This window comes from Winogradskya consettensis, assembly GCF_018332715.1.
GTDB classification, from domain to species: domain Bacteria; phylum Actinomycetota; class Actinomycetes; order Mycobacteriales; family Micromonosporaceae; genus Actinoplanes; species Actinoplanes consettensis.
In genome coordinates, this window is sequence record NZ_BOQP01000016.1 from 140,379 (window position 1) to 166,745 (window position 26,367).

General features: G+C 71.2%; 24 protein-coding genes. 12 read left to right on the forward strand and 12 right to left on the reverse strand.

Features of this window, described 5'->3' with window-relative positions:
- Positions 1-54 precede the first annotated feature (54 nt).
- From Aco04nite_RS16435 to Aco04nite_RS16450, 4 genes are all read left to right on the forward strand, one after another.
- Positions 55-3,927: a Pls/PosA family non-ribosomal peptide synthetase gene (locus Aco04nite_RS16435; RefSeq protein WP_212998083.1), complete on the forward strand. Its 3,873-nt coding sequence runs from the start codon at positions 55-57 to the stop codon at positions 3,925-3,927.
- 174 nt (positions 3,928-4,101) lie between these two features.
- The gene (locus Aco04nite_RS16440; protein WP_212998084.1) at positions 4,102-5,445 is read left to right on the forward strand and encodes a M1 family metallopeptidase; all 1,344 of its coding nucleotides are present in this window, start codon (positions 4,102-4,104) and stop codon (positions 5,443-5,445) included.
- A 78-nt stretch (positions 5,446-5,523) separates the two neighbouring features.
- Positions 5,524-6,885: an aminopeptidase P family protein gene (locus tag Aco04nite_RS16445; RefSeq protein ID WP_212998085.1), complete on the forward strand. Its 1,362-nt coding sequence runs from the start codon at positions 5,524-5,526 to the stop codon at positions 6,883-6,885.
- A gap of 88 nt (positions 6,886-6,973) precedes the next feature.
- Positions 6,974-7,354 (forward strand): DUF2750 domain-containing protein, encoded by a 381-nt coding sequence (locus tag Aco04nite_RS16450; protein WP_212998086.1) that lies wholly within the window; start codon positions 6,974-6,976, stop codon positions 7,352-7,354.
- On the opposite strand, the gene Aco04nite_RS16455 is transcribed toward Aco04nite_RS16450, so the two are convergent.
- Positions 7,347-8,381 carry an LLM class flavin-dependent oxidoreductase gene (locus Aco04nite_RS16455; protein ID WP_212998087.1) on the reverse strand — a complete coding sequence of 345 codons (1,035 nt, stop codon included), beginning with the start codon at positions 8,379-8,381 and terminating at the stop codon, positions 7,347-7,349. The genes Aco04nite_RS16450 and Aco04nite_RS16455 overlap by 8 nt on opposite strands.
- A gap of 73 nt (positions 8,382-8,454) precedes the next feature.
- Here Aco04nite_RS16455 and Aco04nite_RS16460 point away from each other — a divergent pair, with 73 nt between their 5' ends.
- Positions 8,455-9,093 carry a TetR/AcrR family transcriptional regulator gene (locus Aco04nite_RS16460; RefSeq protein WP_212998088.1) on the forward strand — a complete coding sequence of 213 codons (639 nt, stop codon included), beginning with the start codon at positions 8,455-8,457 and terminating at the stop codon, positions 9,091-9,093.
- An 18-nt stretch (positions 9,094-9,111) separates the two neighbouring features.
- Here Aco04nite_RS16460 and Aco04nite_RS16465 read toward each other — a convergent pair whose 3' ends face one another.
- Positions 9,112-11,226 carry a catalase gene (locus tag Aco04nite_RS16465; protein ID WP_212998089.1) on the reverse strand — a complete coding sequence of 705 codons (2,115 nt, stop codon included), beginning with the start codon at positions 11,224-11,226 and terminating at the stop codon, positions 9,112-9,114.
- A gap of 108 nt (positions 11,227-11,334) precedes the next feature.
- Between Aco04nite_RS16465 and Aco04nite_RS16470 the strand changes: the two genes are divergently transcribed.
- A complete protein-coding gene (locus tag Aco04nite_RS16470) occupies positions 11,335-12,519 on the forward strand; it encodes a zinc-dependent alcohol dehydrogenase (RefSeq protein WP_212998090.1) in 1,185 nt (394 codons plus the stop codon).
- A 48-nt stretch (positions 12,520-12,567) separates the two neighbouring features.
- Here Aco04nite_RS16470 and Aco04nite_RS16475 read toward each other — a convergent pair whose 3' ends face one another.
- Together Aco04nite_RS16475 and Aco04nite_RS16480 are read right to left on the reverse strand one after the other, a co-directional pair.
- Positions 12,568-13,347: a S1 family peptidase gene (locus Aco04nite_RS16475; protein ID WP_244876043.1), complete on the reverse strand. Its 780-nt coding sequence runs from the start codon at positions 13,345-13,347 to the stop codon at positions 12,568-12,570.
- Between the two features lie 66 nt (positions 13,348-13,413).
- Positions 13,414-13,725: a hypothetical protein gene (locus tag Aco04nite_RS16480; RefSeq protein WP_212998091.1), complete on the reverse strand. Its 312-nt coding sequence runs from the start codon at positions 13,723-13,725 to the stop codon at positions 13,414-13,416.
- Between Aco04nite_RS16480 and Aco04nite_RS16485 the strand changes: the two genes are divergently transcribed.
- The gene (locus tag Aco04nite_RS16485; RefSeq protein WP_212998092.1) at positions 13,697-13,990 is read left to right on the forward strand and encodes an MDR/zinc-dependent alcohol dehydrogenase-like family protein; all 294 of its coding nucleotides are present in this window, start codon (positions 13,697-13,699) and stop codon (positions 13,988-13,990) included. The two genes, Aco04nite_RS16480 and Aco04nite_RS16485, sit on opposite strands and share 29 nt — an antisense overlap.
- 76 nt (positions 13,991-14,066) lie before the next feature.
- Here Aco04nite_RS16485 and Aco04nite_RS16490 read toward each other — a convergent pair whose 3' ends face one another.
- Entirely contained in the window at positions 14,067-14,840 is a 774-nt protein-coding gene (locus tag Aco04nite_RS16490; protein WP_212998093.1) for a hypothetical protein, read from the reverse strand.
- Positions 14,837-15,349: a SigE family RNA polymerase sigma factor gene (locus Aco04nite_RS16495; protein ID WP_212998094.1), complete on the reverse strand. Its 513-nt coding sequence runs from the start codon at positions 15,347-15,349 to the stop codon at positions 14,837-14,839. The genes Aco04nite_RS16490 and Aco04nite_RS16495 overlap by 4 nt, the downstream gene beginning before the upstream one ends.
- Positions 15,350-15,477: 128 nt before the next feature.
- Between Aco04nite_RS16495 and Aco04nite_RS16500 the strand changes: the two genes are divergently transcribed.
- Together Aco04nite_RS16500 and Aco04nite_RS16505 are read left to right on the forward strand one after the other, a co-directional pair.
- Positions 15,478-16,500: a fatty acid desaturase family protein gene (locus tag Aco04nite_RS16500; RefSeq protein ID WP_212998095.1), complete on the forward strand. Its 1,023-nt coding sequence runs from the start codon at positions 15,478-15,480 to the stop codon at positions 16,498-16,500.
- 16 nt (positions 16,501-16,516) lie between these two features.
- Positions 16,517-17,206, forward strand: coding sequence for a copper resistance CopC family protein (locus Aco04nite_RS16505; RefSeq protein WP_212998096.1), 690 nt, complete (start codon positions 16,517-16,519; stop codon positions 17,204-17,206).
- A gap of 9 nt (positions 17,207-17,215) precedes the next feature.
- Here Aco04nite_RS16505 and Aco04nite_RS16510 read toward each other — a convergent pair whose 3' ends face one another.
- Entirely contained in the window at positions 17,216-18,082 is an 867-nt protein-coding gene (locus Aco04nite_RS16510) for an EamA family transporter (RefSeq protein ID WP_244876044.1), read from the reverse strand.
- A 155-nt stretch (positions 18,083-18,237) separates the two neighbouring features.
- On the opposite strand from Aco04nite_RS16510, the gene Aco04nite_RS16515 reads away from it, so the two are divergent.
- Positions 18,238-19,995: an XRE family transcriptional regulator gene (locus Aco04nite_RS16515; RefSeq protein WP_212998097.1), complete on the forward strand. Its 1,758-nt coding sequence runs from the start codon at positions 18,238-18,240 to the stop codon at positions 19,993-19,995.
- Between the two features lie 75 nt (positions 19,996-20,070).
- Positions 20,071-21,735: a beta-1,3-glucanase family protein gene (locus Aco04nite_RS16520; RefSeq protein WP_212998098.1), complete on the forward strand. Its 1,665-nt coding sequence runs from the start codon at positions 20,071-20,073 to the stop codon at positions 21,733-21,735.
- Between the two features lies 1 nt (position 21,736).
- On the opposite strand, the gene Aco04nite_RS16525 is transcribed toward Aco04nite_RS16520, so the two are convergent.
- The 3 genes from Aco04nite_RS16525 to Aco04nite_RS16535 all read right to left on the reverse strand — a co-directional run bounded on the left by Aco04nite_RS16525 (position 21,737) and on the right by Aco04nite_RS16535 (position 24,029).
- Positions 21,737-22,258: a hypothetical protein gene (locus Aco04nite_RS16525; protein WP_212998099.1), complete on the reverse strand. Its 522-nt coding sequence runs from the start codon at positions 22,256-22,258 to the stop codon at positions 21,737-21,739.
- 150 nt (positions 22,259-22,408) lie between these two features.
- The gene (gene lepB, locus Aco04nite_RS16530) at positions 22,409-23,044 is read right to left on the reverse strand and encodes a signal peptidase I (protein ID WP_212998100.1); all 636 of its coding nucleotides are present in this window, start codon (positions 23,042-23,044) and stop codon (positions 22,409-22,411) included.
- Between the two features lie 64 nt (positions 23,045-23,108).
- A complete protein-coding gene (locus tag Aco04nite_RS16535) occupies positions 23,109-24,029 on the reverse strand; it encodes an NAD(P)-dependent alcohol dehydrogenase (protein WP_244876045.1) in 921 nt (306 codons plus the stop codon).
- Between the two features lie 76 nt (positions 24,030-24,105).
- Between Aco04nite_RS16535 and Aco04nite_RS16540 the strand changes: the two genes are divergently transcribed.
- Positions 24,106-24,675: a TetR/AcrR family transcriptional regulator gene (locus Aco04nite_RS16540; RefSeq protein WP_212998102.1), complete on the forward strand. Its 570-nt coding sequence runs from the start codon at positions 24,106-24,108 to the stop codon at positions 24,673-24,675.
- Here the strand turns inward: Aco04nite_RS16540 and Aco04nite_RS16545 are convergent.
- On the reverse strand, positions 24,662-25,495 hold the full coding sequence (locus tag Aco04nite_RS16545; RefSeq protein WP_212998103.1) for a helix-turn-helix transcriptional regulator: 834 nt from the start codon (positions 25,493-25,495) through the stop codon (positions 24,662-24,664). The genes Aco04nite_RS16540 and Aco04nite_RS16545 overlap by 14 nt on opposite strands.
- Positions 25,492-26,331: an alpha/beta fold hydrolase gene (locus Aco04nite_RS16550; RefSeq protein WP_212998104.1), complete on the reverse strand. Its 840-nt coding sequence runs from the start codon at positions 26,329-26,331 to the stop codon at positions 25,492-25,494. Before Aco04nite_RS16550 ends, Aco04nite_RS16545 begins: the two co-directional genes overlap by 4 nt.
- Between the last annotated feature and the right edge of the window lie 36 nt (positions 26,332-26,367).

Consider the following 26,367-nt stretch of genomic DNA (forward strand, 5'->3'; position numbering starts at 1 on the left):
GGACGTAGCGTGGACGGTTGCCCTGGACCGTGAGCTGGAGATGGAGCGCGCCTGGTGACTGTGACGACTGATCTGCGGTTGGTCACACTTCCTTCTATTGCCGAGGCGTCGCTCGCCCCGGCAGTGTTTCGCACCGACTCGGCGCCGGTGCGCCGCTCCCTGCTCGATGTTCTCGACGAGACCACGCGCGAGCACTCCCACGCCGCCGCCATCGACGACGGCACCCGGATGCTGACCTACCGTCAGCTGGCCGACGAGGTCGACGTGCTGCGCGGCAGGCTGGCCGGGCACGGCATCGGGGTCGGCGACCGGGTCGGCGTACGCGTGTCCTCCGGGTCCGTTGATCTTTATCTTGCGATCCTCGGGGTGCTCGCGGCGGGTGCGGCCTATGTGCCGGTCGACGCCGATGATCCCGAGGAGCGTGCTGAGCTCGTCTTCGGCGAGGCCGATGTCGCCGCGGTGCTGGGTGACGGCCTGACCGTCTCGATGCGGCGCGAGCCCGTGGGGGAGCCGGGGCGTCCCGGGCCCGGTGACGACGCCTGGATCATCTTCACGTCCGGCTCGACCGGCACGCCGAAGGGCGTCGCCGTCACGCACGGCTCGGCGGCCGCGTTCGTGGATGCCGAGGCGCAGCTGTTCCTGAGCGGTGACGACGCCGAGCCGATCGGGCCGGCCGACCGGGTGCTGGCGGGGCTGTCCGTGGCGTTCGACGCGTCCTGTGAAGAGATGTGGCTGGCGTGGCGGCACGGTGCCTGTCTCGTGCCGGCGGCCCGTTCGCTCGTGCGCAGCGGTGTCGATCTCGGTCCGTGGCTCGCCGGTCAGGGCATCACCGTCGTGTCGACCGTGCCCACGCTCGCCGCGCTGTGGCCCGTCGAGGCGCTCGATGACGTACGCCTGCTGATCTTCGGTGGTGAGGCCTGCCCACCGGAGCTCGCCGAGCGACTGGCTGTCGAGGGACGCGAGGTCTGGAACACCTACGGGCCGACCGAGGCGACCGTGGTGGCCTGCGGCGCCCGGCTGACCGGTGAGGGGCCCGTGCGCATCGGGCTGCCGCTGCTCGGCTGGGAGCTTGCCGTGGTCGACGCGGCCGGTGAGCCGGTGGCGATGGGCGGGACGGGCGAGCTGGTGATCGGCGGGGTGGGACTCGCCCGCTACCTCGACGCCGCCAAGGACGCGGAGAAGTTCGCGCCGCTCGACTCGCTGGGCTGGCAGCGGGCCTACCGCAGCGGTGACATCGTGCGCGCGGAGCCCGAGGGCCTGCTGTTCGTCGGGCGCGGGGACGAGCAGGTCAAGCTTGGCGGGCGCCGGATCGAGCTGGGCGAGGTCGACGCCGCGCTGCAGGCACTTCCCGGGGTCGCCGGTGCGGCCGCCGCCGTGAAGAAGACCGCCGCGGGCAACCAGCTCCTGGTCGGCTATGTCGTGGTTCGTGAGGGCGCCGAGTTCGACACGACCGTTGCCGCGACGCAACTGCGGGAGCAGCTCCCGGCCGCTCTCGTGCCGTTGCTGGCCGTGGTCGACGAGCTTCCCACCCGGACGTCCGGCAAGGTCGACCGGAACGCCCTCCCGTGGCCGCTCGCGACCGCCAAGGACGGCGCCGCCGAGCTGACGGCGACCGAGGAGTGGCTCGCCGGCGGCTGGGAGGAGATCCTCGGCCTGCGTCCCGCCGAGGCGGACGCCGACTTCTTCACCCACGGCGGCGGCAGCCTCACCGCCGCGCAGCTCGTGGCGTGGATCCGTGCCAGCCACCCGCAGGTGTCGGTCGCCGACATCTACCAGAACCCGAGCCTGTCCGGCCTCGCCGCGGTGCTCGAAGGGCTCGACACCACGGCGGCGGTCCGCCGCGACGTCCGGCCGACGCCCAGGCGGGCCGGGCTCATCCAGGGCCTGCTGCTGCTGCCGATGCTCGTGCTCGTCGGGCTGCGCTGGCTGACCTTGCTGGCCGGGCTCGGCAAGATCGCCGCCCTGATCGGGCCCGCGCCGTGGGCGCCGCCGGTCTCCTGGTGGTGGATCGCGGCCGGCTGGCTGGTGCTGTTCAGCGCGCCCGGGCGGATCGGTCTCGCGGCCGGGGCGGCCCGGCTGCTGCTGCGCGGCGTGGGCACCGGTGACTACCCGCGCGGTGGCGGCGTCCACCTGCGGCTCTGGGCCGCCGAGCGGTTCGCCGACCTGACCGGTGCGACCAGCGTCGCCGGCGCGTCCTGGATGATCACCTATGCGCGGGCGCTCGGGGCGCAGATCAGCCCCGACGTCGACCTGCACTCCGCGCCGCCGGTCACGGGCGCGCTGAAACTCGGCCGCGGCGCCGCCATCGAGCCCGAGGTCGACCTCTCCGGGTACTGGGTCGACGGCGACGTCGTGCACATCGGCAAGATCCGCATCGGCGCCGGCGCCCGGGTCGGCGCGCGCAGCACCCTCATGCCCGGCGCCCGGGTCGGCAAGAACGCCTGGGTCTCCGCCGGCACCACCGTCTCCGGCGCCGTGCGCGCCGGGAAGAGTCACGGCGACTGGCCCGAGCCCCGCGTGGCCTCGTCGAAGCTGCGGTCCGGCTACTGGGCCGCTGCCTACGGGACGACCGCGCAGCTGCTGGGCCTGGTGTCCGTTCTCGCCGCCCTGCCGGGGCTCGCCCTGCTCGGCTGGACCCTCTCGGACGGGCTGAGCGCGGAGATCGCCTGGGTGATCCCGGTCGCGGCCGTCGCTTATTTCCTGGCGTACGCCGTGATCGTGCTGGTCGCCGTCCGGCTGCTCAGCATCGGGCTGCGCGAGGGCTACCACCCCGTCCAGGGCCGCGTGGCCTGGCAGGTGTGGGCCACCGAGCGGCTGATGGGCATGGCCCGCGTCGGGTTGTTCCCGCTCTACGCCAGCCTGTTCACACCGGTGTGGCTGCGGCTGCTCGGCGCCGAGGTCGGTCGTGGCGTCGAGGCGTCGACCGTGCTCGCGGTGCCCGCCATGACCACGGTCGCCGACGGCGCGTTCCTGGCCGACGACACCATGGTCGCCACGTACGAGCTCAACCACGGCTGGCTGCGGGTCGCCCCGGCCCGCATCGGCAAGCAGGCGTTCCTCGGCAACTCGGGCATGACCGCCCCGGGCCGCTCGGTGCCCAAGCGCAGCCTGGTCGGGGTGCTCTCGTCGGCACCCCGCAAGGCGAAGAAGGGCTCGTCGTGGCTCGGTGCCCCGCCGATGCCGCTGCGCCGCACGGTCGAGGCCGCCGACACCAGCCGGACGTTCGACCCGCCGCTGCGGCTGAAGCTGGCCCGCGCGGCGATCGAGCTGTGCCGGATCGCCCCGGTGATGCTCGCCGCGGCCCTCGCCGTGCTCGTCCTCGCGACGCTCGACGTCGTGTGGCACAGCGCCGGTGGGTGGGCCGCCGCGCTCGCCGCCGGCCCGGTGATGTTCGCCGCCGCGCTCGTCGCCGGCGCTGTCTCGACGGCCGCCAAGTGGCTGCTGATCGGGCGGTTCCGGGTCGTCGACCACGCGCTCTGGACCTCGTTCGTGTGGCGCAACGAGCTCGCCGACACGTTCGTCGAGGTGCTCGGCGTGCCGTGGCTGGTCCGCTTCGCGACCGGCACGCCGCTGCTCCCCGCCTGGCTGCGCACGCTCGGCGCGAAGATCGGCCGGGGCGTCTGGCTGGAGACGTACTGGCTGCCCGAATATGATCTTGTCAGCCTGGGCGACGGGGCAACCGTGAACCGCGGTTGTGTGATTCAGACCCACTTGTTCCATGATCGTGTCATGAGCATGGACGAGGTGACCCTGGGCGCCGGTGCCGCCCTCGGCCCGCACAGCATCGTGCTGCCCGGCGCGAGCATCGGCGCACGCACCACCGTCGGCCCCGGTTCCCTGGTCACCCGCGGCGACGCGGTCCCCCAGGACAGCCGCTGGCTGGGTAACCCGATCGCGACCTGGTCGGCCCCGGCCGGTCAGGCATGACCGACTGCACCGAGCCACGCCTGCCTGCAGCCGGCGACGGCCCGCAGCGGCGAGGGCCAGAAGGGCATGCCGAAGGTGAGTCGGCATGACCGACTGCACCGAGCCACGCCTGCCTGCAGCCGGCGACGGCCCGCAGCGGCGAGGGCCAGAAGGGCATGCCGAAGGTGACTCGGCATGACGCCTAAGTTACCTGGTCCGCGGGGTGCCAAGCCGGGGGCGGACCACTCGCAGGACTCGTACCTGCCGGAGCACGGCAACGGCGGGTACCGGGTGGAGCACTACGACCTGGACCTGGAATACCGGATCACGTCCAACCGGCTCGGCGGCAAGGCGACCATCACCGCCGTGGCCGGTCAGGCGCTGTCCCGGTTCTCGCTCGATCTCGGGCGTTTCCGGGTGCAGGACGTGCGGGTGGACGGGTGGCCGGCGAAGCACCTCCAGCGCGGCCACAAGCTTTTCATCAAGCCCCAGCGCCCGATCGACGACGGCGACACGTTCCGCGTCGACATCCGGTATTCGGGGACGCCGCTGCCCATTTCCGGCCGGTGGGGTGACATCGGGTGGGACGAGCTGACCGACGGCGTGCTCGTCGCGAGCCAGCCGAACGGGGCACCGTCGTGGTTCCCGTGCGACGACCAGCCCGCGGCCAAGGCGACGTATCGGGTGGCGTTGACGGTCGCTTCCGCGTACGCCGTGCTGGTGACCGGTGATCTTGTCTCGAAATGGCGTGGTGCGGGCGCGACCAGCTGGGTCTATGAGCGCCGCGAACCCACGTCGCCCTATCTGATGAGCGTCCAGATCGGACGTTACGAGATGATGGAGCTCGCCGCGCCCGGCCCGATCAAGCAGCGCGCCGCCATCCCGCCGAGGTTGCGCGCGGGCGCCGCCTACGACCTCGGCCGGCACGACGAGATCATGGCGACGATGCAGCGCTACTTCGGGCCGTACCCCTTCAAGGAGTACGTGCTCGTGGTGGCCGACGACGAGCTCGACGACCCGATCGAGGCGCAGGGGATGGCCATCTTCGGCGCCAACCACATCGACGGGAAGCGCACCCACGAGCGGCTGGTCGTGCACGAGCTGGCGCATCAGTGGTTCGGCAACAGCCTCACGGTCGCGGACTGGCGTCACATCTGGCTCAACGAGGGCTTCGCGACGTACGCGGAATGGCTGTGGTCCGAGGTCAGCGGTGGTCTCCCGGCGGACACCCTCGCGGCCCAGTGGCACGGCTACCTCGCGGTCAGCGCGGCCGGCATCCGGGTGGTGGACCCGGGCGTCGACGCGATGTTCGACCCGGCCGTCTACAAGCGCGGCGCGCTCACCCTGCACGCCCTGCGCAAGAAGGTCGGCGCCGGCTCGTTCTTCCCGATGGTCCGCGCCTGGGTGGCCGAGCACCAGCACGCGACGGTGACCAGCGAGGACTTCCGGGCACACGCGCAGCGCTTCTCCCGCGAACCCCTCGACGGGCTGTTCAAGGAGTGGCTCGACACGCCGGCACTGCCCCCGCTGCCCCGGTGAGGGACGGCCGATTCCTGGTGGCACCCGCGTCGCCGCCCGTGTTCTGATGGAACGCGTCGAGCTCCTGGAGGCGAAGCGATGACCGAGTTGAGCACCCCGCCGTGGGCCGGGACGAAGCCTCCGTGGCTGGCCGACGACAGCCCCGGCTTCCTGGCCCGCATCGGCCAGGGCTGGGCCGAACGCGACGTCCCCGCCCCGGTCGATCCGGCCGCGGCGCGGGCTGCTGCCGCGCACCGGGCCCGGCTCAGCGCCGCACTGCCCGGCCAGACCCTGGTCCTGGCAGCCGGGCAGGCCCGGCCCCGCAACGGTGACGCGGACCACCCGTTCCGCGCGGACAGCGACTTCGTATGGGCGACGTCGTGTCAGGTCGAAGGGTCGGTGCTGGTCATGACACCGGCACCGGGCGGCCACGACGCGGTGCTCTACCTGCCCGCACCGGCAGGGCCCGGGGAGCGCGACTTCTACGCGAGCGCGGCGCACGGCGAGCTGTGGGTGGGGCCGTCCGCGGGCCTCGACGCGTGGTCGGCGGCCCTTGATCTGCCGGTCCGGCCCCGCTCGGCGCTCAGGACGCCCGACCCCTCGCCCGACGCCGATCTGCAGCGGGTCGTCGCCGACCTGCGCATGATCAAGGACGACTGGGAGATCGCCCAGCTGCGCGAGGCGATCGACCACACCGTCGCGGGGTTCGCGGCCGTGGCCGACGAGGTGCCGCGCGCGGTCGCCGACGGGCTGGGGGAGCGCTGGCTGCAGGGCACCTTCGACAGGTACGCGCGGACGTTCGGCAACGGCCCCGGCTACAGCACGATCGTCGGCTCCGGTGACCACGCCCCGATCCTGCACTGGGTCCGCTGCGACGGCCCGGTCCGGCCCGGTGAGACGTTGCTGCTCGACATGGGCGTGGAGGCGAGGTCGCTCTACACCGCCGACGTGACCCGGACGATCCCGGTGGGCGGCGCCTTCTCACCCGTTCAGCGGCAGGTGCACGATCTGGTCGAGGCCTCCCACCGGGCGGGTATGGACCAGGTGCGCCCCGGCGGTCTGTTCTCCGACTTCCACTTCGCCTCCCTGGAGGTCCTCGCCCGCGGCCTGCACGACTGGGGCCTGCTGCCGGTCTCGGTGGACGAGGCACTCGCACCGCGGGGCCAGGAGCACCGCCGCTACATCGTCTGCGGCATCGGTCACCACCTCGGCCTCGACGTGCACGATTGCGGCTCGTCGAACTACGACCAGTACCAGGGCGCGCCGCTCCGGTCCGGCATGGTGCTGACCGTCGAGCCCGGCCTGTACTTCCACGCCCACGACGAGACGCTGCCACCGGAGCTGCGCGGCATCGGCGTACGCATCGAGGACGACCTCCTGGTGACCGCGACCGGGCATGACGTTCTCTCCGGAGCCCTGCCGATCGACGCCGCCGGCCTGGAGAAGTGGGCCGCCCGCTGACCACGGCCGGGGAGCGCCGCCTGCCGTTCATGGTGGGCGGGCCGATACGATCGCAGCCGTACATCGGTGGGCGGTTATCGGAGGTCACGTGGCACGGGATGACATCTCGCGGGGCGAAGCGGAACGGCTGCGCGCGCTGGGCGGGGACGACCGGGTGGCCGCGACGTTCGACGTGCTCGCCGGCAAGGGTGTGCTGTGGGTGTGGGGGGACGAGTTCGACACCCTGTTCACCGAGGACGCGCGGCGCACGACCCTGCTGCCGATCTGGCCCTATGCCACCGTGGCCCAGCTGGAGAACGAGGAGGACGCCGAGCCGGGGGAGCACCCGATCGCGATTCCCGTGGACGAGTTCCTGAAGGAGTGGCTGCCGCAGCTCGAGGAGGACGACGCGGACATCGCGATCTTCCCCGTCGACGGGCACAACGCCGGCCAGCTCACGCTCAAGGAATTCCGCGCGAAACTCAACTGAGCGTTTCGCGCAGGGCGGGGGCGATCTCCGTGCCCAGGCGGTGCACGGAGGCCTCGACCAGCGGGGCCGGGAGACCGCCCCAGTCGGCGAGGAGTTGCAGGCGGTCGTAGCCGAGCACCTTGTGCAGGTGGACGAGCTTGTCGATGACGTGGCCGGGCGTACCGATCATCAGGGGCCGGTCGGGGCCGGTGCCGTCGGTGAAGGCCTGCGGGGTGACGACGAAACCGCCGCCTCCGGGGTGCTTGGGCCGCAGGAAGTCGTGATAGTTCGGGTACGTCGACGCGGCCTCCGCCTGCGTTTCCGCACCGAAGTAGTGCGCCGCGACGCCCACCCGCAGCCGATCGGCGTGCCCGGCCCGTGCGCCGGCCGCGCGGTAGAGGTCCACCAGCCCGCGGAGGTGCTCCGGGGAGCCGCCGAGGTAGCCGAGGATCAGCGGCAGGCCCAGCAGCCCGGCGCGGGCGGCGCTGGCCGGGGTCCCGCCGGCGCCGATCCATACGGGCAACGCCGCTTGCACGCCACGCGGCACCACGGCGGCCCGGGTCAGCGGCGGGCGGTGGGTGCCGCTCCAGGTGATCTCCGGTTCGTCGCGCAGGCGCAGCAGCAGGTCCAGCTTCTCGGTGAACACCTCGTTGTAGTCGTTGATGTCGACCCCGAACAGCGCGAACGGCTCCGGGTACGCACTGCGGCCCACGGTGATCTCCGCGCGGCCGCCGCTGATGAGGTCGAGGGTGGCGAAGTCCTGGTGCACGCGGACGGGGTCGAGCGCGCTCAGCACGGTCACGCCGCTGGTCAGCCGGATCCGGGCGGTGCGGGCCGCGACGGCGGCCAGCACGGGCACGGGTGACGAGACGACGAAGTCGCGGCTGTGGTGCTCGCCGAGCCCGAAGACGTCGAGGCCGAGTTCGTCCGCTTGGACGCCCAGCTCGATGATCTGGGCCGTGCGGGCGGCTTCGGTGACGGTGGTGCCGTCGACCGTGCGCGGCTGACGGTCGGCCAGGCTGGCGACACCGATTTCTACAACTGACATGATCGGTCCTAAAGTGGAAGGGGTCTTCCGCAACAGTATCCGGAAGAGGGCTTCCAGTTAAGGGGTGTGGGTCATGTCACGGCAGCCTCGGGCCGATGCGGTCCGCAACCGGGAGCGGGTGCTGGCGGCGGCCGCCGAGGTGTTCGGCGAGGCGGGCATCGACGTGCCGATGAGCGAAGTCGCACGTCGCGCCGGCGTGGGGATCGCCACGCTGATCCGCAACTTCCCGGCTCGCGCCGACCTCGTCGAGGCGACGTTCGGGGCGGCGATGACGGACTACGCGGACACGGCCACCAGGGCGGCGGCGGATTCCGATCCGTGGGCCGGTTTCTGCGGGTTCATCGGGTACGTCTGCCGGATCCCGCAGCGCGACCGCGGCTTCGCGCAGGTCCTGACCACGATGTTCACCGGCGCCGAGCTGCTCGAGGCGCAGCGCCAGCGCGGGCTGCGGGAGTTCATCCGGCTCGTCCGCAGGGCCAAGGCCGCCGGGGCGCTGCGGGCCGACTTCTCCCCGCACGACCTGCCGCTGATCCTGCTGGCCACCGGGGGAGTGATGCGCACTCAGAGCCCGGCTCTCGCCACCGCGCAGGACCGGCTGATCGGCTACCTGCTCCAGGCCTGCGCCGCGTCCAACACGACGCCGCTGCCAGGAGCGCCACCGCCGCGGGACCTCTACGCAGCTCTGGAGTTCCGGCGTGGGGGCCAGAGCTGACCCCCACGCCGCGGTTGCTTAAGCCGCCGGGCCGGCGGAGGACATCACCAGGGCGGCGCGGTCCCAGGCCCGGTGCAGGCCGACGGCCTTGATCAGATCCTTGGTGTACGCGCTCGACACCCCGTCGCTGAGCAGGATGCCCGGCGCGGTCGTGTCGATGCCCGCCGTGAGCAGGGCCTGCTCGCCGTCGCCCCAGGCACCGATGGCCTTGGCGTGCCGGAAGGCCTCCTGCAGCAGCACCGTCAACTTGATGTCGGCCAGTGCGCCGGCGCCGCCCGCGATGAGGATCGCGTCGTACTCCACCGAGCGGGTGGTGAGCAGCGTCCGCTCGATGATCTCGGTGCGGGCGCCCTTGCCGAGCGTGCCACCGACCGGGGCGATGACGCGGACGAACGCGCCCTTGGCCTCGAACGCCTTGCGGATCTTGCCGATGCCCGCCAGGTCGGCGCCCGGGGCGGCGACGATGCCGATGACCCGGCCGGCGATGGGACCGGGGACCGGGGAGATCTGCGACAGTGCCGGGGACGGCTGCACGTCGTCGGCCGGCTTGCCGACCGGTGCCGGCATGCCGAGACCCGCGGCGACTTGCTCGCACAGGTCGGCGTCGACGTTGGCGAGCACGCCCAGGGCGCGTTCCCGGATCGGCTGCTCGTAGACCTTGCCGAGCTCGAACGTGAAGGCCTCGACGATGTGCAGCTTCTCCACCGGGCTCATGCTCGCGTAGAACAGCGTGGCCTGCGAGAAGTGGTCGTCGAACGAGACCGGGTTGGCGCGCACCTTCTCGCCGTGGACGAGCCGCGGGACCTGGACGTAGCCGCCCTGCGGTTCGGTGGCGGGCTCGGGGCCCTCGTCACCGGCCAGGCTGTTGGGCAGGTACGGCGCGACGCCGCGGTGGATGACGCTCTGGTGCATGCCGTCGCGCAGGTTGTCGTTGACCGGGGCGTGCGACCGGTTGATCGGCAGCTGGGCGAAGTTGGGGCCGCCGAGCCGGGTGAGCTGGGTGTCGAGGTAGGAGAACAGCCGCGCCTGCATCAGCGGGTCGTTGGTGACCTCGATGCCGGGGACCAGGTGGCCGGTGTGAAACGCGACCTGCTCGGTCTCGGCGAAGTAGTTGTCCGGGTTGCGGTTCAGCGTGAGCCGGCCGATCAGCTGGACCGGTGCCAGCTCCTCGGGGACGATCTTCGTGGGGTCGAGCAGGTCGATGCCCTCGAACGTCTCGTCGTCGCTGTCCGGCATCACCTGGATGCCGAGCTCGTACTCGAGGAACGCTCCGGCGTCGATCGCGTCGGCCATGTCCCGGCGGTGGAAGTCCGGGTCGGTGCCCGCCGCCAGCTGGGCTTCCTCCCAGACCAGGGAATGCACCCCGGCCACGGGCTTCCAGTGGAATTTCACCAGACTCGTAGCGCCCTCGGCGTCGACCAGCCGGAAGGTGTGGACACCGAAGCCTTCCATCGTCCGGTAGGAACGCGGAATACCCCGGTCGGACATCGCCCACATGACGTGGTGGGTGGCCTCGGTGTGCAGGGAGACGAAGTCCCAGAAACTGTCGTGCGCGCTCTGCGCCTGCGGGATCTCCCGATCCGGGTGCGGTTTTCCGGCGTGGATGATGTCCGGGAACTTGATGCCGTCCTGAATGAAGAAGACGGGCATGTTGTTGCCGACCAGGTCGACGTTTCCCTCGGCAGTGTAGAACTTCACGGAGAAACCGCGGGTGTCGCGAACGGTGTCCGCCGATCCGCGGGAGCCGAGCGCCGTGGAGAAGCGGACGAATACCGGTGTCTCGCGGCCCTGTTCGGCCAGGAAAGGCGCCTTCGTCACCGATCCGGCACTGCCGTACGCTCGGAAAACTCCGTGCGCGGCGGCACCGCGGGCGTGCACGACCCGCTCCGGAATGCGCTCGTGGTCAAAATGGGTGATCTTTTCGCGCAGGTGGAAGTCCTCGAGCAGCGAAGGCCCCCGCGGCCCGGCTTTCAGGGAATGATCCGTGTCCGACAACCGCAGCCCCTCGGCGGTGGTCAGGAAGGCGCCGTTCTGCAGTCCTTGCTCAGGGGCAAGGGCCTTGCTCACCGGGCTGGTTTCCGCGGGATCGAGAGCGGCGGGGGACGGAGCCGGGGTGTTCTTCTTCGCAGCCATGCACAACCTCGATCACATAATGGAAACCATGAACGATGGTCGGGTGCCCTTGGTGAAGCACCTGAAACATCGATGAATAATCTGCGGGCGCCCGGGCATCCCGAACAAATGCGAGCTCTGACGTGGCAAGGAACTACCAAGGTGTCCGTGGAAACCGTGCCGGACCCGGTTATCGAAGAACCGACGGACGCGATCGTGCGGATCACGTCGACCGCGATCTGCGGCTCCGACCTGCACCTGTACGACGTCCTCGGCATGTATCTCGACGCCGGTGACGTCCTCGGTCACGAGCCGATGGGTATCGTCGAGGAGGTCGGCCCCGGGGTCACCCACATCAGGGCCGGCGACCGGGTGGTGATCCCGTTCAACATCTCCTGCGGCCACTGCTGGATGTGCACCCGCGGGCTGTTCGCCCAGTGCGAGACCACCCAGAACCGGTCGCAGGGTACGGGCGCCTCGCTGTTCGGCTTCTCCAAGCTCTACGGCCAGGTGCCGGGCGGCCAGGCCGAGTTCCTGCGCGTCCCGCAGGCCCAGTTCGGCCCGATCAAGGTGCCGGACGGCCACCCCGACGAGCGCTACCTGTTCCTGTCCGACGTGCTGACCACCTCATGGCAGGCGGCGAAGTTCGCGGACATCGCGCCCGGTGACACGGTGGTCGTCACCGGTCTCGGGCCGATCGGCCAGATGAGCGCCCGGATCGCCCGCCACCTCGGCGCCGGCCGCGTGATCGCGATCGACAACGTCCCGGAGCGGCTCGCGATGGCCCAGCGCCACGGCATCGAGGTGCTGAACTTCGACGAGGTGGATGACATCCCGGCGGCGATCCGCGACCAGACGGCGGGGCGCGGCGCGGACAGCGTCATCGAGGCGGTCGGCATGGAGGCCCACGGGACGCCGTTCCAGTCGGCGGCGATGAAGGCAGCGGGAATGCTCCCCGACGCGATCGCCCGCAAGGCCACCGAGAAGTTCGGCGTCGACCGGATGGGTGCCCTGCGGACGGCGTTCGACGCGGTCCGCCGCGCCGGCACGATCTCGATCATCGGCGTGTACGGCGGCAATGCCGACCCGTTCCCGATGATGGATCTCTTCGACAAGGGCGTGACGCTGCGCATGGGCCAGGCCCACGTGAAGCGCTGGGTCGACGACGTCCTGCCGCTGCTCACCGGTGACGACGACCCGCTCGGCGTGGACGACCTGGTCACGCATCGTGTGCCGCTGGAGGGCGCGCCGGACGCGTACGAGATGTTCAAGAACAAGTCGGACGGCTGCATCAAGGTCGTACTGAAGCCGTGATCCCTGACGGTGGTCGCCGCCCGACGACGCGGCGGCGACCACCGGGGATCAGGCGTTGACGATGTCCAGGATCCAGTCGGCGATGTTGTCGGTCCGGGCCGGGCTCTCGATCTCGGTGTGCGGGCAGCTCGGCCCGTTGCTCACGACCGCGACCAGCTCCGGGCCCCGCCAGCGCGGCTCGCGGAAGAACGGGCCACCCGAGTCGTAGGGGCAGGGCGTCGTGTCGGCCTGCGGGGCCAGCCCCCGCACGCCCAGGGTCGACTCCTGCAGCGACTCCACCTCGAGCTGCCCGGTCTGCAGATGTGTGGCCGGAACCGGGTTGGTGCTGGTCAGCGAGCCGTACCCGGTGAGGCGCAGCACGTCGCCTGCCTCCGGGGCACGCTTGGAGACCTTGAGCGGCTTGATGTCCGTGATCGGCGACGCCAGCTGCGCGAGCGCCACATCGGCCGTGGCCGACTGCCGGACCGCCACGATCTCGAGGTCGTGACCACCGGTCCCCGTCGTCAGATCGGTACGCCCGACGGTCGCCACGGTCGACGCCGCAACCGGCCGCTCGACGCGCACGCTGTTCTCGTCCCGGAAGCAGTGCCCGGCCGTGACCACCCAGTCGGGCGCGATCAGGGCACCGGAACAGGCGCTGTTGCGGGTGCCGCCCCCGAGCACGGGGATGCCGGTCATCGTCAGCTTGACCGAGAACCGGTACTTGCCGTCCTGCACGGCCTCACCGTTGGCGATCGCGTTGGCCGGCCCGATGCCGAACATCGCAATCCCGGCGGCAACCACCACGGTGGCGGCACCGGCGAGCAACCCTACTTTTCTGCGACGCAAAGCGTTCTCCTCGTTCGATGAACGTATCGATGCTTCGCGCCACGCTAGCCCTGCCATTCAAGCCGATCAACTCGACGGCCATCTACGTGAATATGTGCTGGTCAGGGCCGCGATCGAGCCCTTGATGACCTCTCGGTGAGCGGCTGCTGCCGATGCGTCATCGAGCCCCTCGGTGACGCCGGATCTGCTCAGTGCCAGCACCACGGTGACGAGGTGCTGGTCGTAGAGGCGGGCGGCGTACTCCGGCAGATCCTCGACGTCGAGCGGCACGTCGCTGAGCGTCTGCACCACGACCGCGTCGAACACGGCGTCGAAGAGCCCGTCCTTGCTGCCGTAGTACGCATAGTCGGTGACCCGCGGCGGATCGGCGTTCACCACGTCCAAGACCAAGATCGACGATGCGTACGCCCTGGGCGCCCACGACGTGGTGCTCTCCACCGACGACGCGCAGCCGGCCGAGCGGGCGGACACGTTCGACCTGCTGCTCGACACCGTCTCGGCGGGCTACCCGAAGACGCCGGTGATGCGGACGCTCGCGTTCGACGGGGCCCTGGTCTCCCTCGGGCTGCCCAGCGGTTTTGACGTGTCGCCGATGGTCCTCGTGGCCGGCCGGCGCTGGACCGGCTCCGGGGCAACGACGTGAAGTACCGCTTCGTGATCGACCTGGCTGCGGCACCGCGCCCCGCCTGACGAGCAGAGGGGCGCGGCGCATCCTGGTGTCAGCCGATGACGAAGGGCTTGCCGACCGGGAGTTCGGCGCCGGCCGCGTCGTAGGCGGTCCAGTCGCTGGTGTCCGGGAGCTCGTTCTTGGTGACCTTGCCGAGCTTGTACATCGGGTCGTTCTTGTCAGCCTGGAGGTAGACCTGGTCGAGGGGGAACCAGAAGAAGACGACGTTCGGGTCCTCGCTCCAGGTCGCCGTCTTCGCCGTGCGGACCTTGCCGCGGGACTTGACGGTGATCGTGGTGGCGGGGCCGACGTAGTAGCCGTACATCGGGAGGTTGACGTTCTCGGACGAGGACGGCAGGCCGATGGCGTGGAAGCCGGGGCTGTTGTCCGGGGCCTCCTCGTCGAACGTGTTGTCGCAGAAGGCCTGCGCGTCGGTGGGGGTGGCGGCGCAGACGCGGATGCCGAACTCGATGTCCGGGTATGCCGGGTTGTCGTTGTGGAACGCATTGATCTTGATCTTGGAGTTGCGCTGGCGGATGCCGGTGTCGACGGGCAGGCCCCAGTAGCCGTCCGGGGCGGCGGAGGCCGACGGCGTGGGCCAGGCGCTCGCGGCCGGGGCTCCCGTCTGGGCAGGGGGCGCCTGCGCCTGCCAGGTCGTCGCGGTCACGCCGCCGGTGACCACGAGGGCCGCCGCCGCGACGGTCGCGATCGCGGCGCGGCGCTTGAGACGCAGCTTGCGGCCCGCGCTCATGATGTCGTCCAGCGCGGGCGGGCGGCCGTCCTCGTCGCCGTGCAGGGCGGTCCGGAAGGTGTCGAGATCGTTCATGACGTCACTCCGTTCATTACGGGTTCGGTGTCGAGGCTGATCCGCAGCTTGGCCAGCGCGCGGGCGTTGAGGCTCTTCACGGTGCCGACGGCGATGTCGAGCTCCGCCGCGACGTCGCGTTCGCTGAGGTCGAAGTAGTGCCGGAGCACGACCACGGCGCGTTCGCGGTCCGCGAGTTTCGCCAGCGCGGCCAGCAGCCAGCGCTGCTCGGTGATGTCGCCGGCGAGGTCCTGCTCCGACGCCCGGTCGGGGAGGCGTTCCAGCTCGTGGGCGTCCTCCCGGATCGGGCGGCGCCACTGGTCCTTCAGGTGGTTGACCATGATCCGGCGGGTGTACGCGTACGGGTCCTGCCGCTGCACCCGCCGCCAGGCCGCGTACGTCTTCACGAGCGCGGTCTGCGCGGCGTCCTCGGCCTGCTGGCTGTTGCCGGTCAGCAGATACGCGGCGCGGCGCAGGCGCTGGAAGCTCGCCCCCGCGAACTCGGCGAACTCCGCGTCACCGCGCGCCATGGGCTGTCCTCGTTCTCGTCATGTCTTCTGGACGCGCGGGGCGGCCGAAAGGTTCGCAGCGACTTCACAGCTGCGGGGGGTGCTAGCACTCCTGACCCTGCCCCGGCGGTCGCGAGATCCTTGAGGGTATGACGACGACAGCTGTGCAGCGACCGAGCAGGCCGGCGGCCAGCGATTTCGCCGCCCTGAACAGGACCATCGCCGAAGCGGGACTGCTCGAACGGCGACCGGCCTACTACGCCGTACGCATCGGTGTGGTCGCTGCCATGCTCGTCGGCGGCTGGGCCGCGTTCTTCCTGATCGGCTCGTCCTGGTGGACGCTCGCGGTCGCGGCGTTCCTGGGAGTGGTGTTCTCGCAGGTCGCGCTGATCGCCCACGACCTCGCGCACCGGCAGGTGTTCCGCACGAAGGCGCCGAGCGAGCGCGCCGGGCGGATCGCCGCGAACGTCGCCGTCGGGATGAGTTACGGCTGGTGGATGGACAAGCACACCCGCCACCACAACAACCCCAACCATGACGACCTCGACCCGGACGTGCAGCCGGAGGTCCTGATCTGGGCGACCAGCTCCGCCCTGGGCCGCCGCGGCCTGGCGGCGTTCATCACCCGGCACCAGGCGGGCCTGTTCTTCCCGCTGCTCACGCTGCTCAGCATCGACCTGCGGGTGTCCAGCATCAAGGCGCTGGCCCGCCCCGGGATGAAGAAGCGTGGCCTGGAAGCCGGCCTGATGGCGCTGCACCTCGTCGCGTACGTCGCCGCGCTGCTCGTCGTGCTGTCGCCGCTGCAGGCGCTCGCGTTCTTCCTGCTGCACCACGCGGTGTTCGGGGTCTACCTGGGCATGACGTTCGCCCCGAACCACAAGGGCATGCCGCACCCGGACGGCGACGAGGACTACCTGCGCAAACAGGTCCTGACCTCGCGCAACGTCAACGGCGGGTTCCTGACCGACGCCGCGCTCGGTGGCCTGAACTACCAGATCGAGCACCACCTGTTCCCCGCGATGCCGACCCCGAACCTGCGCAAGGCGCAGCCGATCGTCCGGGCGTACTGCGAGCGGATGGGCGTCACCTACGAATCGACGAGCCTCGTCGAGTCGTACCGTCAGGCATTGAGCTATCTCCATGAGGTGGGGGCTCCGCTCCGAGCGGTGTGACGGCTAAGCTCCTTCGATGGGACGCTGGTTCGCCGTTATCGTGGCCGGTCTGCTCGTCTCCCCGTTGCTGCTCGTCGCCCTGTTGCTGGCGCCCGGACCCGCGCTGGCACACGGTGGCCTGGTCGTCACCACCCCCGCCGAGGGCCAGCAGGTCAGCACCCCGCTCGACGCGGTCACGCTGACCTTCACCGAGAAACCCGCGACGTTCGCCTACTTCACGGTCACGGCACCCACGGGTGCCCGGGTCGACGGCGGCTGGTCGAACGCCGAACCGGTCCCGCTCACCACCCCGGTCACCGAGTACCAGCTCACCGATGGTGTCTGGCAGCCGCAGGCCTACCGCACCGGCTTCCCCGTCCGGGTCACCGTGAGTCACTGGCCGGTCCCCGGCACCTACGTCGTCGGCTACCAGACCGTCGCTTCCGACGGTGACCAGGTCAAAGGCCAGATCCGCTTTGTGTACGCCGGAAGCCCGACCCCCGCACCGCCGAACTGGCAAGCGCCGGCCGACCAGCCCCAACCCGAACTCCTCGCCGCCGCCGGCCCGTCAACACCACCACAGGCCGCCGCCAAGCCCGCGAACGCCACCAGCGTCTGGGTCTGGCTGGTCCCCGTCCTCCTGCTCACCGCCGCCGTCCTGCTCTACCTCACCGTCCGCCCCCCGAAACGCCGCCCCGCCCGGCCCCCGCTCCGCGACGAGGGCTGATCCGGGCAGTCAGGCGGCGAAGCAGGCCAGGGCGACCAGGGCGCTGAGCACGCCCGCCAGGTGGACGCGGGGGAGGGGCTCCCCGAGGACCCCGACGTTGAGCAACACGGTCACCGCCGGGTACATCGAGGCGAGCATCGCGGCCGCGCCGAGCGCGCCGGCCGCGGCGGAGACGGCGAACGTCGCGTCGCCGATCGTGTCCAGCGCACCCACGGCGGCGGGGAGCAGGAACCAGCTCGTCGAGGGTGAGCCCGGACGCCCCCGCAACGCCCCGGACCACGCCGGGCGGCACATGACGAGCAGCAGGGCGACGACGCCGCCGGTGATGCGGGCATAGGCCGTGGCGGCGTACGGATCATCCGGTGCGGCCTCGTGGAGCAGCACGAAATAGGTACCGAAGCCCAGAGCCGCGCCCACCGCCGCGAGTGACGAGCGGAGGCCGGCGGTCCGGCCGGTCTGCGACTCGCCGGGCCTGCTCGTCAGCACGACAGCGGCGAGGGCGGCCACCGTGCCGGTCGCTTCGGGCAGGCCGAAGTGTTCTCCGTGCGTCAGCCCCCACCCCAGCGGCACCAGCGCCGCGCTCGCCGCCACCGGTGCGACGACCGTGAGTGAATGGTCCCGCATCGCCCGGTAGAGCAGCCCCATCGCCGGTATGCCGATCATCCCGGCCACGGCGGCGCCCACCAGGACCCGGGCGCCACCGGGCAGCGCCTGGCTCCGGTCGGCCAGATAGAGCAGGGCGATCACCATGCCCGCGACCTTGGCGCCGACCAGGACCGCACGCACGGGCAGCCGCCGGGCGCAGACCCCGGCAAGGAAGTCCGATCCACCCCACGCCAGCCCCGCCGCCCCGGCCGCCGCCATCGCCCCGTCCACCGCTGTGCCCCCTCGCTGTCGGACCACCCCCGGCCCGCGGCAGCTCCCTTCCCGGACGAATCCGGCACAAGGGGAACGAGGGTGTCGCCGTCGAGGACTCGCGCCGCGGTTGTGCGAGGCTTTCCCGGTTGCCGGGGCGGGGTGGGGAGATCGGTGTGGCGGACGACGGGTCCTTCGGGGCGGTCCTGCGGCGGTTGCGGGTTGCCGCCGATCTGACGCTGGAGCGGCTCGCGGAGCTCTCCGGGGTCACCAGCCGGGCGATCAGCGACATGGAACGCGGGGTCAGCCTGCGGCCGCAGGCCCGGACGGCCGCGGCACTGGCCGACGGGCTCGGGCTGAGCGGCGCGGATCGGGCGCTGCTGCTCGCGGCCCGCACCCGCCGGGACGCGCCGGCGCCGGTGGGCGGGCTGCCGTTGCCCCGGTGGATGGCTGACTTCACCGGTCGCGGCGTGGAGCTCGCGCAGGTCGCGGACTGGTCGGCGCGGGAGAGCCCGGTCGTGGTGATCAGTGGCGTGCCGGGCGTCGGGAAGACGTCGTTCGCGGTGAAGGCCGCTCAGGCGTGGGATGCCGCGGACCGGTTCTTCGTCGACATGCGAGGGCTGGACGCGGTCCCGGTGACGGCGGAGGCGGCGCTGGGCCGGTTGATCCGGGCGGTCGCGCCGGGGGAGGGCGCCCTGCCCGCGGAGCTCGAGGAGCTGAGTGCGCGGTGGGCGGACGTGGCCGGGGACCGGCGCATGGTTGTCGTCCTGGACAACGCCGCCGACGAGGCGCAGGTGCGGCCGGTGCTGCTCCGGACCGGCAACCGGGTGACGGTCCTGGTGACGAGCCGCAGCGTGCTCGGTGGCCTCGAGGGCGTCCGGTGGGTGTCGCTGGATCGGCTGCCCGCCACCGAGGCGGTGGCCCTGCTCGCGTCGATCGTCGACGACCAGGCGGCCCCGGAGGACGGTCTGCGCCGGATCGCCGAGTTGTGTGCCCACACGCCGCTGGCGTTGCGGATCGCGGGGAACCGGCTGGCGAACCGGCCGGGGTGGACGACCGGCGACCTGATCGCCCGGCTGAGCGCGCAGGAGCGGCGGCTGGACGCGCTGACGGCGGGTGACCTGCAGGTGCGGGCGGCGATCGGCCTGTCCTACCAGCAGCTGTCCGGGGCCACCCGGAGGTTGTTCCGGCGGCTCGCGCTCGTGCCGGGTGCGTCGACCGGGGTGGAGCTCGCCGCGGTGCTGGTGGGGGAGACGCCGGTGGTGACGGAGGACGCCCTCGACGAGCTGATCGAGCTGAGCCTGCTCCAGCAGACGCCGGACGGCCGGTTCCAGATGCACGACCTGCTGCGCCTCTACGCGACGGCGGTGCTGGAGCGCGAGGACGACGCGGGCGACCGGGTCGGCGCCGTGCAGCGCCGGGACGCCTGGCTGCTGGACACCACGATCGTGGCGGGGCGGTTCTTCGAGCCCGGGTACGGACCGGCGGCGTCCACGCCGTTCGACTCGCAGGCCGCCGCCGACGAGTGGCTGCGTGCGGAGGCTGACAACTGGCTGCCCGTCCTGGCCGGGGCGGCGGCGGACGGCGAGGACCAGCGCGTGGTCGACGTGGCGGAGTCCCTGCACTGGTTCTCCGACGGCTGGGCGTACTGGCCGGGCTGGGAGGACGTCTTCACCCTGTCGTCGCAGGCGGCGCAGCGGTTCGGCGACGACAAGCTCCAGTCGACCCATCTCGGCTATCTGGCCTGGGTCTACACCATCTGCCGCAACATTCCGGACCGGGCTGCTGCCGTCGCGCGCGAGGCACTGGAGCACGCCGAGCAGCTCGGCGGGCCGGCCTTCAAGGCGAGCAGCGTCGCGATGGACCGCGTCGCGCAGGCCGAGAAGCTGCTGGCCGGGGCGGACGAAGGGGCAGGGATCGAGGAGCGATCTTGACGGGCTCCGGGCGTACCCGCAGGGTGGGAATGCTCTTAGGTTTGTTTACCGTCTCTCCCCCTGAGGTTCATCCCCGTGCGTACGAAGAAGAAGATTCTCGGCATCGCCGCGGCTTTTGCCGTGGTGGTGGCCGGCGGCACCTATGCCGCGATCGGGCAGGCGTCGGCGGCCACCGGTCCCGCGCTGCTGCCCGTTTCCGTCAGTAACCAGACCGGTCGCGGTGAGGCCGTCTATCTGTACGTGATCGGCACCAACCTGAACACCGGCAAGCTCGGTTATGTCAACGCCGCAGGGTCGTTCGCGAACTGGCCCGCCGGGGCGAACCCGCCGTCCGCGGCTCCCGACGTGGCGATCGGCGGGCCGGGCAACGGTGGTGCCAGCACGTTGCAGTTGCCGAAGGGTATCTCCGGGCGGCTCTACTTCTCGTTCGGGCAGAAGCTCAAGTTCTTCCTGACGCCGGACGGTCTCGTGCAGCCGGCGCCGTGGGCGGGCGGCGACGCGAACCGCGACATCCTGTTCGACTGGAGCGAGTTCACCTACAACGATGCCGGGATCTGGCTCAACAGCTCGCAGGTGGACATGTTCGCGGTGCCGCACACCGTGTCGACCAAGGGTTCCGAGGGTAGCCATTCGACGGGCACGCTCGTCGCGAACGGCCGGGCCAATGTGATCAACGGGATGAAGTCGGCGGGGCTGTCCGGGTCGGTCTACACCCGGTCGGACGGTACGGTGCTGCGCGTGCTGGCGCCGGGTAAGGCGGCCGACACCGGTGGGCTGAGCACCACGTATCTGGACCCGTACATCACGAGTGCGTGGAACGCGTACACGAGCAGGACTTTGACCGTCGTGCCGTTCGGGGATCAGCCGAACCTCAAGTACTCCGGGCGTACGTCGGGCAACGTCATGAACTTCACGAACTCGTCGGGGCAGCAGGTGGCCTCGTTCAGCAAGCCGAGCTCGGCGAACGTGTGGGGCTGTGACGGCGCGCTCGGGGCGCCGAACGACCAGGTCGTCGGGCCGATCGCGCGGACGCTGTGCGCGGCGCTCAACCGGGGCACGCTGGGGACCGTCGACACCCAGCCGAGCACCAACGCGGCGGACTTCTACAAGAACAATCCGACGAATCAGTACGCCAAACTGGTCCACCAGAACATGGCCGACGGCAAGGCGTACGCGTTCGCGTTCGACGACGTCGGCAACTTCGAGTCCCTGGTGCACGACGGCGCTCCCACCTCGGCCGGCATCACGCTCAACCCGTTCACGGGCGGCGGCGGTGGCAGCACCCCGACCACGCAGCCCACCACGCAGCCCACTACGCAGCCCACGACCCAGGCTCCGACCACGCCGCCCGCATCCTCGGGAACGTCGCTGATCAGTGACTGGAACGGCAAGTGCATCGACGTCCCGGCGGCGAACTACGCCGACGGCGTCCAGGTGCAGATGTGGCCGTGCAACAACCTGACCCCGCAGAAGTGGACCGCCACCGGGGGCACGTTGCGCACCCAGAACGCCAAGTGCCTGGACGTGGCGGGCGGCTCGACCGCGAACGGTTCCGCCATCCAGATCGCGAACTGCTCGGGGAACGCCGCTCAGCAGTGGGTGCTGTCGGCCGCCGGTGACCTGGTGAACCCGCAGGCGAACAAGTGCATCGACATCAAGGACTGGAACTCCGCGGACCACGCGAAGCTTCAGCTCTGGGACTGCGCCGGCACGCAGAACCAGAAGTGGCACAAGGGCTGAGTCACGAAGAACCGTCCGGCCGCACTCCCGCGGCCGGGCGGTTCACGTGTGCCCGGATGGTGCCGGCCGACGCGTCCAGACCGCTGATCACCATGGAATAGCGGACCTGACCGGCCCTGCGCCTGCGCTGGGCCCGCCGTCCGAGGCGGTTCAGATGCAGCACCTGCGCATCGTCGGCCTCGTCGACGAAGACCTCGAACACCGCGACGGGCCACCTCCCCCGCACACGGGTCCGCGCTACGGCGGTGTGCGGGACCAGGACCGCGTCACGTCCCGCGGCGCCCAGCTCGATGCCCTCGTCGCCGAAGCTCAGGAACGCCGGTCGCCGGAACGTGGGCACGACCGTGAAGAGCGTGAACGCGACCGTGTACATACCGACGTGGATGATCCCGCTGCTGATCGTCTCGGAGCTCCAGCGCCCGAAGATCGCGGACAGTGCCAGATAGCCGGCGACACACCCGATGACCGACGCGACGAGACCTATCGTGATCGTGGCGAGCGCGAGGCGCCGGCGCGAACCCACATACGTTGTTTTCACTGGGCGCGGTGGGTTCCGGACCACCGCTCGACGTCGTCGAGCATGCCGAGACGTTCAGTCAGTGCGCCGGCCTGGAAGCGGCTGCGGGCGCCCAAGTTCTCCATGAGCGTGGATGCTATCCGGCGGGCCGTGTGCTCAGGGAGCGGGAACGCCGTCGAACGTCTTCGGCACGGTCAGCCACGTCGCCCGGCCGGCCGGCCAGAAGACGGTGAAAGCGCGGCCCACGACCGAATCGGCTGGGATCGTCGCCTCCTGGATGTTCTGGCTGGTCCGCCAGTGCTCCAGGGAGTCCGCGGACGCCTCGCGATGGTCACCCATCACCCAGATCCGGTCACTCGGGACGGTGATGTCGAACGGCGCGCCGGCAGCCTCGTTGGACACCCCGCCGGCATCCTTGTAGATGTACGGCTCCACAAGAGCGTGACCGTTGACCGTGATGCGCTGCTCGGCGTCGCAACACTGCACCCGGTCACCACCGACCCCGATGATGCGCTTGATGAAGTCCTCGCCCTCGTCCCCGCTCTGCCACTGCTTCGGCGCCCTGAACACGATGACCTCACCGCGCCGAGGGTCACGGAAGTCGTAGACGAGCTTGTTCACCAGCACCTTGTCGTCGATGTCGAGCGTGTGCTCCATCGACGGCGAGGGGATGAAGAAGGTCTGCAGCACGAACGCTCGCATGAGGACAGCAACAAGGATCGCCACCCCGACGAGGACCGGCAGCTCTCGCCAGAACGACCCCTGGCGCTTCTCGATCTGCTCCTCAACCACACCCGGAGCGTACGCGCCCCACGCTCGGCCACGCTCCCAGCCGCCGGCCGATCTCCGGGGAGCGTCAGGGGACCAGGACGAGTTTGCCGCGGTGGCCCGGCTCGGTGAGGGCGCGGTGGGCGTCGGCGATGCGCCGCAGCGGAAAGACCGTGTCCACCACGGGCCGCACCGAGCCCGCGGCGACGAATCCCGCGAGGTCGTCGAGCAGGCGGGTGTCGGGGTAGCTGCTGAACGTACGGACGCGTTGCTCGCCGAAGACGGCCGAGGCGGCGATCGCGGTCATGGCTTTCGCCGAGCCGAAGTTGACGGTGACCATGCGGCCGCCACGCTTGAGACGGCGGCGGTAGGCGAGCAGGTCCGCGCCGACGGTGTCCAGAATGACGTCAGCGGGCTCGAGATCGGCCGGTGCCACCGTCCGGTAGTCGATGACCTCGTGCGCGCCCAGTTCCGCCACGAAATCGAGGTCACGGCTGCCGGCCAGCGCGACCACGTGCGCGCCCAGCGCGACGGCGAGCTGCACGGCGACCATCCCCACCGTGCCGGCCGCGCCCCGGATCAGGACCCGCTCACCGGGGCGGACGTGGGTCATGTCGCGCAGGGCGGTCAGGGCCGTCGTGCCCGAGGTGACGAGTGCGGCGGCGTCGGTCCAGGACAGTGTGGACGGCATCGGGGCGACGCGGTCCGCGGGCACCACGGCGTATTCCGCGGCGGAGCCGGTGACGTGGCCGGACTTGGGGGAGACCATGCCCCAGACGGGCGCACCAGTGGCAAGGTCCGTCCCGGCGAGGTCGAGGCCGACGCCGAGGGGGAACTTACGGCCGGTCACGATCTTCAGGGTGCCGCTGCGGACCACCGCGTCGTGCCGGTTGACCGCCGAGGCCTCGATCTTCACGAGCACCTCGCCGGGACCTGCCGTGGGCCGCGGCACCGACGCCATCTCCAGGACCTCCGGACCGCCGTAGCGCTGGAACTGTGCTGCCGTCATCTGCCGCATGGAAACCGCCTCATGATGTATGCGATGTGAACGGCACTAACATAGCAGCAATGTTAGAATCGTCAACATGGCGGATCGGAAGACGTATCACCACGGGGCGCTGCGGCAGGCGCTGATCGACGGGGCGAAGGAGATCCTCGCCGAGAGCGGGCACGAGCAGTTCAGCCTCAACGAGGTGGCCCGCCGCGCCGGGGTCAGCACGGCCGCCCCCTACCGGCACTTCACCAACCGCGACGACCTGCTGAGCGCGGTGGCCGAGGAGGGTTACCGGACCCTCGCCGACGATCTCGAGAAGGCCACCGGGCTCGTGGGTCTCGGCGGCGCCTACGTGCGGTTCGCGCACGAGCATCCGGGGCTGTTCGTCACGATGTTCCGCAGCCGCCCGGGCGGTGAGGCCTCCGCGGCGGGCGAGGCGGCGTTCGGGACGCTGCTACGTGCGGTCGTGGCCGCGCAGGAGAGCGGCGAGATCGTCTCCCACGCGTCACCGGAGCTCACCGCCCGCTCGATCTGGGCGACGCTGCACGGCCTCGCGGTGCTCCACCTGCAACGCCCGCACGAGCGTTACGGCCTGGGCGGCGAGCCGGAAGAACTCGCCGCGACCACCCTGTCGGCGTTGCTGGGCGTCAAGCCCGGGTGATCAGGGCGTGCAGGCGGGTGAGTGCGGTGGTGGTGTCCGCGGTGGCGGGGCGCAGGAGCAGCATCCGCTGGCGGGAGAGCGGGCTGAGCATCACGACGCAGTCCAGGTCGAGGCGGCCCACCCGGTCGTCGTGGACCTGTTTCGTCGCGCAGTGCAGCACCGACACCTCGTGGTCGCCCCACATGGCCGCGAATTCGGCGCTGGCCGTGCTCAGCTGCGCGACCAGCGTGGTGGCCGCGGGATCGCCGTCGCGGCGGGCGACGATGGTGCGCAGGTCGGCGACGTACGCCCGCCCGGTCTGCTCGTGCTGCTCCTCGGGTTCCAGCTTGAGCCGCCACGCCGGCGACGTGAACCACCGCCACACCAGGTTCGGCTCGAAGCCGGGCAGCCCGGCGAACTGCCCGAACAGGGCGACGTTGAGCGTGTTCTGGGCGACCACGGTGCCGAGCTCGTCGGAGATGAACCCGGGGGTGGTGGCGGCGACCGCGTCGAGGACGCAGAGCAGGCCCGGGTCGACGTAGCCGGCGGGTTCGGGCTGCAGGGGCGCGGCCTGACCGGCGAGGCGGTAGAGGTGTTCGCGCTGGTCCCCGGTCAGCCGCAGGGCGCGGGACAGGCCGCCCAGGACGGCGGCCGACGGTTTCGGCCCGCGGCCCTGCTCGATGCGCTCGTAGTAGACCGGGGACATGCTCGCCAGGGTCGCCACCTCGTCGCGGCGCAGCCCCGGGGTGCGACGCCGCCCGATGACGGCGATGCCCACCGCCGCGGGTGCCAGTGACTCGCGGCGGTGCCGGAGGAAATCCCCCAGCTGGTCGAGGCTCATGACCTCACTTTAACGATCACCTCGGCGAGCTCCTCCGGCGCGGACAGGAACGGCGAGTGCGAGGTGGCCAGTTCGACGACCGTCGTGGGCGCGGCGGACACCGCGTCGATCTCCGTGACGAAGCGGCGCTGCAGGGCTGCCGGGACGGCGCGGTCGCCGGTGCACACGATGTAGGTGTGGGGCACGGATCCGTACCGTGCGGGGGTGATCGGGAAGGTCTCGCCCGGGATGCCCGCGGGGCCGTCCGGGGTGAGCAGGGCGATCGCCGCGCCGGCCGTAGGCTCGTCGACGTCGTGGTAGAAGGCGTCCCGGGCGGCGGCGTGCCCGGCCGGGTCGCCCGGGTCCAGCCGCAGGGCCCCGACCACGGCCGGGTCGGCCCGCAGCAGGGCGCCCACCTTCTCGCCCTCGTTCTCCGGGCTCGCGATGTAGTCGGCGGCCGGGACCCCGCTGACCGGCGCGAACGCGGCGAGATACACGAGCTCGGCGAAGAGCTCGGGGGCCAGCTCCGCCGCGGCGGTGGCGACGACCCCGCCCATGCTGTGCGCGACCACGACGCACGGGCGTCCGTTGCCGGCCAGGCGGATCTGCGCGACCAGGTCGCCCGCCGCGGACGAGGCGGTCACCCCGGCGGACGGCGCGGGCTCGGTCGCGAAGGCCGCCGGGTCGAAGGGCCGGGACCAGCGGGCGCGCGGCGAGCGTGCCTTCAGGCCGTGACCATCGAGGTCGACAGCGACGGAGGGTACGCCCGCAGCCGCCAGCTGTCCCGTCAGCCGGCTCCAGCACCAGCTTCCGTGCCACATGCCGTGCACCAGGATGACCGGGTTCTGTTCGTTCATGATCAGAACGTAGATTCCGCGCCGCGCGGTAACCAC

Excerpts from the sequence above, each read along its gene's own strand:
- Aco04nite_RS16505 (WP_212998096.1), top strand. The coding sequence starts at position 16,517 with ATGGGACGCTGGTTCGCCGTTATCGTGGCCGGTCTGCTCGTCTCCCCG.
- Aco04nite_RS16545 (WP_212998103.1), bottom strand. The coding sequence starts at position 25,495 with ATGAGCCTCGACCAGCTGGGGGATTTCCTCCGGCACCGCCGCGAGTCA.
- Aco04nite_RS16460 (WP_212998088.1), top strand. The coding sequence starts at position 8,455 with ATGTCACGGCAGCCTCGGGCCGATGCGGTCCGCAACCGGGAGCGGGTG.
- Aco04nite_RS16490 (WP_212998093.1), bottom strand. The coding sequence starts at position 14,840 with ATGAACGATCTCGACACCTTCCGGACCGCCCTGCACGGCGACGAGGAC.
- Aco04nite_RS16455 (WP_212998087.1), bottom strand. The coding sequence starts at position 8,381 with ATGTCAGTTGTAGAAATCGGTGTCGCCAGCCTGGCCGACCGTCAGCCG.
- Aco04nite_RS16550 (WP_212998104.1), bottom strand. The coding sequence starts at position 26,331 with ATGAACGAACAGAACCCGGTCATCCTGGTGCACGGCATGTGGCACGGA.
- Aco04nite_RS16465 (WP_212998089.1), bottom strand. The coding sequence starts at position 11,226 with ATGGCTGCGAAGAAGAACACCCCGGCTCCGTCCCCCGCCGCTCTCGAT.
- Aco04nite_RS16535 (WP_244876045.1), bottom strand. The coding sequence starts at position 24,029 with ATGACGGCAGCACAGTTCCAGCGCTACGGCGGTCCGGAGGTCCTGGAG.
- Aco04nite_RS16445 (WP_212998085.1), top strand. The coding sequence starts at position 5,524 with ATGACCGAGTTGAGCACCCCGCCGTGGGCCGGGACGAAGCCTCCGTGG.
- Aco04nite_RS16540 (WP_212998102.1), top strand. The coding sequence starts at position 24,106 with ATGGCGGATCGGAAGACGTATCACCACGGGGCGCTGCGGCAGGCGCTG.
- Aco04nite_RS16440 (WP_212998084.1), top strand. The coding sequence starts at position 4,102 with ATGACGCCTAAGTTACCTGGTCCGCGGGGTGCCAAGCCGGGGGCGGAC.
- Aco04nite_RS16500 (WP_212998095.1), top strand. The coding sequence starts at position 15,478 with ATGACGACGACAGCTGTGCAGCGACCGAGCAGGCCGGCGGCCAGCGAT.
- Aco04nite_RS16495 (WP_212998094.1), bottom strand. The coding sequence starts at position 15,349 with ATGGCGCGCGGTGACGCGGAGTTCGCCGAGTTCGCGGGGGCGAGCTTC.
- Aco04nite_RS16470 (WP_212998090.1), top strand. The coding sequence starts at position 11,335 with ATGCGAGCTCTGACGTGGCAAGGAACTACCAAGGTGTCCGTGGAAACC.